Source organism: Streptomyces acidicola (genome assembly GCF_009377235.1).
Classification (GTDB): domain Bacteria; phylum Actinomycetota; class Actinomycetes; order Streptomycetales; family Streptomycetaceae; genus Streptomyces; species Streptomyces acidicola.
Genome location: NZ_VMNX01000335.1, coordinates 1 through 7,754 on the forward strand (window position 1 = coordinate 1; position 7,754 = coordinate 7,754).

Here is a 7,754-nt window from a genome sequence, read left to right on the forward strand (position 1 = left end):
AGCCCAGGCCGCCCAGCGACATGCTCTGCACCGGGCAGTTCCAGCCAATCTCATCGCGCTCATCGCGCTCGGCCACACCCCGCCCCGCGTGGCCTCAGCTGCGCCGGGGCACCCCGCCCACCCGCAGCAGGAGTGCGCGCCGCCCGCCGGGGTGGGCCCCGGCGGGCGGCGCGCAGTGCGGTGCTCCGGTACTCAGCCGTTCTGGCCCGACGGGCGCCGTAGGGTCGGGCGGCGGGCCGAGAGGTCGGCCTTGAGCGCCGTCCAGCGGGCCGAGGCCGCCCAGACGACCCGGACGGTCGAACGCGGGGCCAGGAGCGCGCGCAGGCGGGTGGAGCCGCTGACATCGGCCCGGAGCGAGTCCTCGATCCGGCGGGCGTCCTCCGCGAGACCCGTCGCCGGGCGGGGACGGGGGGCGTAGAGCACCTGCTCCACCGCCGCCGCCAGCCGGTGCACCGCCGCCGTGGCCCCCTCGTCGAGGTGCCCGAGCCGTACGATCCGCGCGGCAGCCTTGCGGGGCGTCTGGGAGTCGTCCGGTCCGATCCCGAAGTCCCAGGCCGTGTCGGTGACCTCCTCCCAGACCGCCAGCGTGTGAGCCGCCACACCCTCCGGCGTACGGCCGTGGGCGCCGAGCCGTACGGCCCGGACCCGCATCCGCCACATCATCGGCAGCAGCGGCACCGCCAGCACCGCGAGCACAGCCAGGGCGATACCCAGGAACAGGAGCCACCGCCAGGGATCGTGATCCGACCCCGCCGCTGCCGCCGGGGACTCGCTCGCGCACGCCTGAAGCTGCTGCTCCCGCCCGGCGCAGCTCTCGCTGGCCGAGGGCTCGGAGGACGGCGCCGTGGACGCCGACTGCGTGGGCCGGGCCACGTCCGGGAGACCCGTGCTGCCCGACACCTCCGGCTGCGTGTACGACGGCGCGCTGCCGCGGTTCGGGGTCGGTTCGAAGCGGGTCCAGCCCACGCCCTCGAAGTACAGCTCCGGCCATGCGTGCGCGTCCCGCAGCCCCACGGTCATCGAACCGTCCGGCTGCGGTGACCCCGGCGTGAAGCCCACCGCGACCCGCGCCGGTATGCCCAGCGAGCGGGCCATCGACGCCATCGCGAATGAGAAGTGGACGCAGAAGCCCTCCTTGTCCCGGAGGAACCGCGCTATCGCGTTCGAGCCGCTGCCCACCTGCACCTGCGTGTCGTACGTGAACCCGCCGCTCACCGCGAACCAGTCCTGGAGCTTGACCGCCCGCTCGTAGTTGTTCGCCGAGCCCGCGGTCACGTCGCGCGCCGTCCGGGCGACCACCGGCGGCAGCGAGTTCGGCAGTGCGGTGTACTCGCGCTTCAGAGCCGGCGGCGGCTCCGGCGCCGAGGACAGCTGATCCGCGGTCGGCTGCACGATCAGGCTCCTGACCGTGTACCGCACGCCCCGGGTGTTCTGCCCGTGGTCGCCGACGAGCGTGCGGCCCGTCGGCTCGTAACGCCAGTCGCCCTCGATGTTCACGCCGGTCGCCGGGTACGGCATCGGCAGCCAGTCCTGGCCGTAGTCCTGCGCCGCCGCAATCCGGGTTTCGATCTCGGTGCGCTTGATGTCGGGGCCCAGACCCAGCGGCGTCGGAAACGTCTCCGGGACGTCCTCGATGCGGCGCTGGGACGGCTTCCACGCGGTGCCGTCGAACTCGTCCAGGGAGACGATCCGCAGGTACAGGTCCTGGGTGTCCTCGCTGTTGGTGCGGTACGACATGACCTGGCGGTCCTCGTCCACGTTCAGGCTGTCGCGCAGCGACACCAGCGGGTTCACCGCCGAGATCGTGCCGCCGCCCCCGGAGCCCGAACCGACTCCCGTGCCCGCGGCGCCCAGCAGTCCGCCGTCGAGTGTGGGCAGCGGCAGCAGGGCGATGCCCAGCGCGACCACGCCGATGCGCCGTCCGGTCCGGATCGGGGCCACCGCGCCGGCCGCGGAGTCCGCCCCCGGCCCGCGGGGCGTCCCGCCGAAGACCCGGCCCCACTGCGACAGCCGCTCACGGCCCTCGGCGAGGAGCAGCATCAGATAGCCGGCGGCCGCGACCACGAACGACAGCCACTCCAGGTCGTCGGACAGCCCCGCGGCGACCGAATACAGCGCGAGCAGCGGCAGACCGGCCGGCGCGGCGGTACGGAAGGTCACCGCGAGCGTATCCACCGCGAGTCCGATCACCAGGACACCGCCGACCATCATCAGCTTGATGCCGTCGGTCAGCGGCGCCGGGGTCGTGTACTTCCCGACGTCCTCCGCGCCCCTCTGCAGCAGCGTCCAGAAGTGCTGGAACGCCTCCGGTCCGGGTATCAGCCCGATCAGGGCCTGCTGCCGGGCGAAGACCAGCGTGAGCAGCAGCAGCGTGACCAGCGCCTGCGCCGCCACGGTCAGCGGCCGCGCCAGCGGCACCCGCCGGGTCAGCGCCCCCACCACGGTCTGCACGCCGAGCAGGAGCGCCGCCTGCAGGATCCAGGCCATCTGATCGACCAGCGGCAGCAGCGCGCACGCCGACGCCAGGGTGGCGGCCCAGGCGCACAGCGCCAGCCTCGCCCGACCGCTCATGACCGTCCCTCCGTACCGAAACCGCTGCCCGTGGTCACACCCGTGCGCTGCCGGTCCGCCTGGCGCCACAGGTCCGCCAGTCCGGCGCCCCGCGGCACGCTCAGCGCCGTCCAGCCCGCCTCCTGGAGCATCCGCAGGCTCTCCTCGCTCCGGTTCGTCCCACCCGGGGCGGGCACGTCGGTCGGCTCACGCACCCAGGTGTCACTGTCCAGCAGGAAGGCGACCGCCCCTCCGCTGCGCTGGCGCATCCTGCCGACCACGGCCGCCTGCTCCTCGTCGAGGTCACCGAGGAAGGCCACCAGCAGTCCCTCGTTCCCGCCGCGCAGCATGTCGTACGCCGACGAGAGCCCCGTGCCGTCGGAGTGGTCGATCACCGCGAGCGTGTCCAGCATCAGCCCCGCGGCATCGGCCGACTCCTGGCTCGCGCCCGCGAACCCGTCGGCCCCCTCGCCGGGCATCGAGTTGCCCGTGTCCGTCAACAGCCGTACGGAGAAGCCTCGTTCGAGCAAGTGCACCAGCACCGACGCCGTGCCGGAGACCGCCCATTCGAAGGCCGAGTCCGGGCCCGCGCCCTCGAAGGCCAGTCCCCGGGTGTCGAGCAGCACCGAGCAGCGGGCGCGCTGCGGCTGCTCCTCGCGGCGCACCATCAGCTCGCCGTACCGGGCGGTCGAACGCCAGTGGACCCGGCGCAGGTCGTCGCCGTGCCGGTACCCGCGCGGGATCACGTCGTCCTCGCCGGCCAGCGCCAGAGAACGCTGCCGCCCGTCGCCGTACCCCTTCGCCTCACCGCTGAGCCGCACCGGCGGCAGCGGCTCCACGCGCGGGATGACCGTGAGTGTGTCGTACGCGGAGAAGGAGCGGGTCAGCTCGCACATCCCGAACGGGTCGGACAGACGCAGCTGCAGCGGCCCCAGCGGATAGCGGCCGCGCAGGTCGGACCGCACGCGGTACGACACCTCGCGGCGGCCGCCCGCCTCCACCCGGTCCAGGACGAACCGGGGTCGCGGACCCAGCACGTACGGCACCCGGTCCTGGAGCATCAGCAGGCCCGTGGGCAACCGAGAGATGTTGTCCATCCGCAGATGGACGCGGGCCTCGGAACCGGCGGGCACGCGCGAGGGGGCGAGGCGCCGGCTTCCCGCGACCCGGTAGCGCGTGCGGTACAGCACGGTCGCGCAGATCAGCGGCAGCACGGTCAGCAGCAGGCCGACCCGGAGCAGATCGCTCTGCCCCAGGACGTACGCGCAGACGGCGGCCGCGACCCCGGCGGCCAGGAAGGAGCGCCCGCGGGTGGTGAGGCCGGCGAGCGCCGTGCGCAGGCCGCCCTTTTCCTGCTCCGGGGCGGGCGCCTGCGCCGGGGTGGTCATCCAAGCCTCCGCGGCTGCTGCTGGGGATAGACGGGCGCCCCGCGGCCCACGCCGAAGCCGTTCTGCGGCTGGGGTGCGGACGGGACGGGCGTGCGCTGGATGATCTCCTGGACGACCTGCTCAGCCGTACGCCGGTTCAGCTGGGCCTGGGCGGTGGGCAGCAGGCGGTGGGCCAGGACGGCGACGGCGAGGGCCTGCACGTCGTCCGGCAGTGCGTACTCCCGGCCGCTCAGCGCAGCGGAGGCCTTCGCCGCGCGCAGCAGGTGCAGCGTGGCACGCGGGGAGGCGCCGAGTCTGAGGTCGGGGTGGGTGCGGGTGGCGCCCACCAGGTCCACGGCGTACCGCCGGACCGTTTCAGCGACGTGCACGCCCCGGACGGCCTCGATCAGCTTCACGATCTCGTGCACGTGTGCCACCGGCTGCAGGTCCTCCAGCGGTGACACCCCGCCGTGGATGTCGAGCATCTGCAACTCGGCCTCCGGGCTGGGATAGCCGACGGAGACCCGGGCCATGAAGCGGTCGCGCTGCGCCTCCGGCAGCGGGTAGGTGCCCTCCATCTCGACCGGGTTCTGCGTCGCCACCACCATGAAGGGGCTCGGCAGCTCGTAGGTCTTGCCGTCGATCGTGACCTGGCGCTCCTCCATGGACTCCAGGAGCGCGGACTGCGTCTTCGGCGACGCGCGGTTGATCTCGTCGCCGATCACGATCTGCGCGAAGATCGCCCCCGGTTTGAACTCGAAGTCCTTCCGCTGCTGGTCCCAGATGGACACGCCCGTGATGTCCGACGGCAGCAGGTCGGGCGTGAACTGGATTCGCCGCACGGAGCAGTCGATGGACCGCGCCAGCGCCTTGGCGAGCATGGTCTTTCCGACGCCGGGAACATCCTCGATCAGAAGATGTCCCTCGGCGAGCAGAACTGTCAGCGAAAGCCGTACGACCTCAGGCTTGCCCTCGATCACTTCCTCGACCGAACTGCGGACACGCTCCACAGTGCTGGTCAGATCTGTAAGGCTCGCTCGATCGTCATAGGTCGTCACCCGGCCCTCCTCGGCCCGTTCTTACTCCGGGCCGACGCTCTGCGATGCGGACCGGCCCACCCCGAACACGGGCACCACGCGTGAAAAGTTCCGCGTGACGCCACACCCGCATTCTTGCTGCCGTTACCGATTCGTGTCACTCGCCTGTGGATAACTGGCCGCGATATGTAGGGGCTTGCAGGCCTTTGAGCGCCAGGTTGTCAGGAAATCGACAGGTGACCGGGGCGGAGCGAGGCGATCACACGGGCCGGTTCGACGCGGTTCAGGCCGGGTCGACCTCGCGCAGCAGACCCGTCCGCACATCGAAGACGAACCCGCGGACGTCGCCGGTGTGCAGCAGGAAGGGCGAGGTGCGCACGCGCTGCATCGACTGGCGTACGTCCTGGTCGACGTCCCGGAAGGACTCCACCGCCCACGCCGGGCGCTGGCCGACCTCCAGCTCCAGCTCGTTGCGGAAGTCCTCGGTGAGGGCCTCCAGACCGCAGCCGGTGTGGTGGATGAGGACGATGCTGCGAGTGCCGAGCTTGCGCTGGCTGATGGTGAGGGAGCGGATCACGTCGTCGGTGACGACTCCGCCCGCGTTACGGATGGTGTGGCAGTCGCCCAGCTCCAGGCCGAGCGCGGCGTGCAGGTCGAGACGGGCGTCCATGCAGGCCACGACGGCGACGCGGAGGACGGGACGGGCGTCCATTCCGGGATCGGTGAAGGCGCCGGCGTACCGCTCGTTCGCCTCGACGAGGCGGTCGGTGACGGTCCCGCCGCCGGTTATGGCGTCTTCGGGCCCTGTGGGAAGCGATGCGGAAGTCGTCATACCTATGACGGTACTGGTCACGGCCGCCACGGGCCCGCTGTGAGGCGCGACAAAGAACGCGAGCGAGGCTTGTTGTGGGGTAACCCGCAAGCGCGGCACGGTTGCGCCCATATAGGTGGTTACGATCCGTTTGGTGCTTCGAACAACAGGCCTGTCGCGACGCGCAGGCCGGTTGATTGACCGCGGGAAACCGTGGACTAAAGTGACGCGGAGCGGGAGGCGAGGTTCCCCCTGCTGGACTGACATCCCAGGAGATCCGGCGATTTTCCGGTGTCTCCCCACGTGCGCGGCGCGCACGTACGGCTCGGCCTCCTCCCGCTCCCGGTCGGCTGACACCTCCGGCCCCGGCGGGCCTCCCCTTCACCGGGGGCACCCCCAGCGTCGGCCGGGGGAGGGCGGGGACCCAGCGGTGCGTACGGCCGCGCCGGACCTGAGAGGGCCCCTTGACCAACAGCCGCCACGTCCCCGTCATGCTCCAGCGGTGCCTGGACATGCTGGCCCCGGCCCTCACGGAGCCCGGCGCCGTCGTGGTCGACTGCACTCTCGGTCTCGGCGGCCACAGCGAGGCGCTGCTCACCCGGTTCCCCGAGGCCCGGCTCGTCGCCCTCGACCGCGACAAGGAGGCGCTGCGACTCTCCGGGGAGCGGCTCGCGCCCTTCGGTGGACGCGCCACCCTGGTGCACGCCGTCTACGACGAACTCCCCGACGTGCTCGACCGCCTGGGCACCCCCCGCGTGCAGGGCGTCCTGTTCGACCTCGGCGTCTCCTCCATGCAGCTCGACGAGGCCGACCGCGGGTTCGCGTACGCCCAGGACGCCCCGCTCGACATGCGCATGGACCAGACGACCGGCATGAGCGCGGCCGAGGTGCTCAACACCTACCCGGCGGGCGAGCTGGTGCGGATCCTCAGGGCGTACGGCGAGGAGAAGCAGGCCAAGCGGATCGTCGCCGCGATCGTGCGTGAGCGGGACAAGGAGCCGTTCAGCAACAGCGCGCGGCTCGTCGAGCTGATCCGTGACGCCCTGCCGCAGGCCGCCAAGCGCACCGGCGGCAACCCCGCCAAACGCACCTTCCAGGCGCTGCGCATCGAGGTCAACGGCGAACTCACCGTCCTTCAGAGGGCGATCCCCGCGGCCGTGAAGGCGCTCGCCGTCGGCGGCCGTATCGCCGTCCTCTCGTACCACTCGCTGGAAGACCGGCTGGTCAAGCAGGTGTTCGCGGCCGGTGCCACCTCCACCGCGCCCGCCGGGCTCCCGGTCGTCCCCGAGCGCTACCAGCCCCGGCTCAAGCTGCTCACCCGCGGTGCCGAACTTCCCACCGAGGAGGAGGTCGCGGAGAACCGCCGAGCCGCTCCCGCGCGGCTGCGGGGCGCCGAGCGCATCCGTGAGGACGGTGAGTGAGTCGTATGAGGAGGAGGGCGGTGGATTACCCGGCGCGTTCCGTCGGCCGAGGGGCGTCCTCGGCTGGCCGGGCCCACGCGGCGCGGCCGCATATCGCCGTCCGTTGGGAATCCAAACCCGCGAGGAGGGTGCGTGAGTAGGAAACCCGAACTGAGGGGCCGGGCCGCCCGGCTCGCGCGGCTGTTCCCCGCGGGACCGGCCCAGGCGGCCCGCACCCCCTTCGTCCTCCTCGTCGTAGTTCTCCTCGGCGGCGGCCTCATCGGCCTGCTCGTGCTGAACTCCGCGCTCAGTGAAGGGTCGTTCAGGCTCGACGACCTCAAGGCCGACACCAAGAGCCTCACGGATGAGGAGCAGGCCCTCCAGCGCGACGTGGACGGCCACTCGGCCCCCGACGCCCTCCAGCGCCGCGCCCGCGAACTGGGCATGGTCCCCGGCGGCGACCCGGCCTTCCTGAACCCCGACGGCACCGTCAGGGGCGTCCCCGACCCGGCCGCCCTGGAGACCCCGGCGGTCTCCCTCATGCTCGGCCCCAAGATGATCGCGAGCCCGTCACCCACCCCCGCGTCCC

The 7,754-nt window shown here is 72.2% G+C and carries 6 protein-coding genes; 2 read left to right on the forward strand and 4 right to left on the reverse strand.

The genetic code is table 11. The features are described from left to right. Positions 1–192: 192 nt before the first annotated feature. The 4 genes from FPZ41_RS42655 to FPZ41_RS42670 all read right to left on the reverse strand — a co-directional run bounded on the left by FPZ41_RS42655 (position 193) and on the right by FPZ41_RS42670 (position 5,786). Positions 193–2,571, reverse strand: coding sequence for a transglutaminase TgpA family protein (locus tag FPZ41_RS42655; protein ID WP_152869804.1), 2,379 nt, complete (start codon positions 2,569–2,571; stop codon positions 193–195). After that, complete coding sequence (locus tag FPZ41_RS42660; RefSeq protein WP_152869806.1) at positions 2,568–3,938, reverse strand: DUF58 domain-containing protein; 1,371 nt, start codon at positions 3,936–3,938, stop codon at positions 2,568–2,570. The genes FPZ41_RS42655 and FPZ41_RS42660 overlap by 4 nt, the downstream gene beginning before the upstream one ends. After that, positions 3,935–4,975 carry an AAA family ATPase gene (locus tag FPZ41_RS42665; protein ID WP_322621450.1) on the reverse strand — a complete coding sequence of 347 codons (1,041 nt, stop codon included), beginning with the start codon at positions 4,973–4,975 and terminating at the stop codon, positions 3,935–3,937. Before FPZ41_RS42665 ends, FPZ41_RS42660 begins: the two co-directional genes overlap by 4 nt. 262 nt (positions 4,976–5,237) lie before the next feature. After that, positions 5,238–5,786, reverse strand: coding sequence for a beta-class carbonic anhydrase (locus FPZ41_RS42670; RefSeq protein ID WP_152869808.1), 549 nt, complete (start codon positions 5,784–5,786; stop codon positions 5,238–5,240). 443 nt (positions 5,787–6,229) lie between these two features. Between FPZ41_RS42670 and rsmH the strand changes: the two genes are divergently transcribed. Together rsmH and FPZ41_RS42680 are read left to right on the forward strand one after the other, a co-directional pair. Beyond that, a complete protein-coding gene (rsmH, locus tag FPZ41_RS42675; protein ID WP_152869810.1) occupies positions 6,230–7,186 on the forward strand; it encodes a 16S rRNA (cytosine(1402)-N(4))-methyltransferase RsmH in 957 nt (318 codons plus the stop codon). A gap of 132 nt (positions 7,187–7,318) precedes the next feature. Then, positions 7,319–7,754: septum formation initiator family protein (locus tag FPZ41_RS42680; protein ID WP_322621451.1), on the forward strand; the 436-nt coding region annotated here is incomplete at its 3' end.

Coding starts and splice junctions, on each gene's coding strand:
- FPZ41_RS42655 (WP_152869804.1), bottom strand. CDS start 2,571: ATGAGCGGTCGGGCGAGGCTGGCGCTGTGCGCCTGGGCCGCCACCCTG.
- FPZ41_RS42670 (WP_152869808.1), bottom strand. CDS start 5,786: ATGACGACTTCCGCATCGCTTCCCACAGGGCCCGAAGACGCCATAACC.
- FPZ41_RS42660 (WP_152869806.1), bottom strand. CDS start 3,938: ATGACCACCCCGGCGCAGGCGCCCGCCCCGGAGCAGGAAAAGGGCGGC.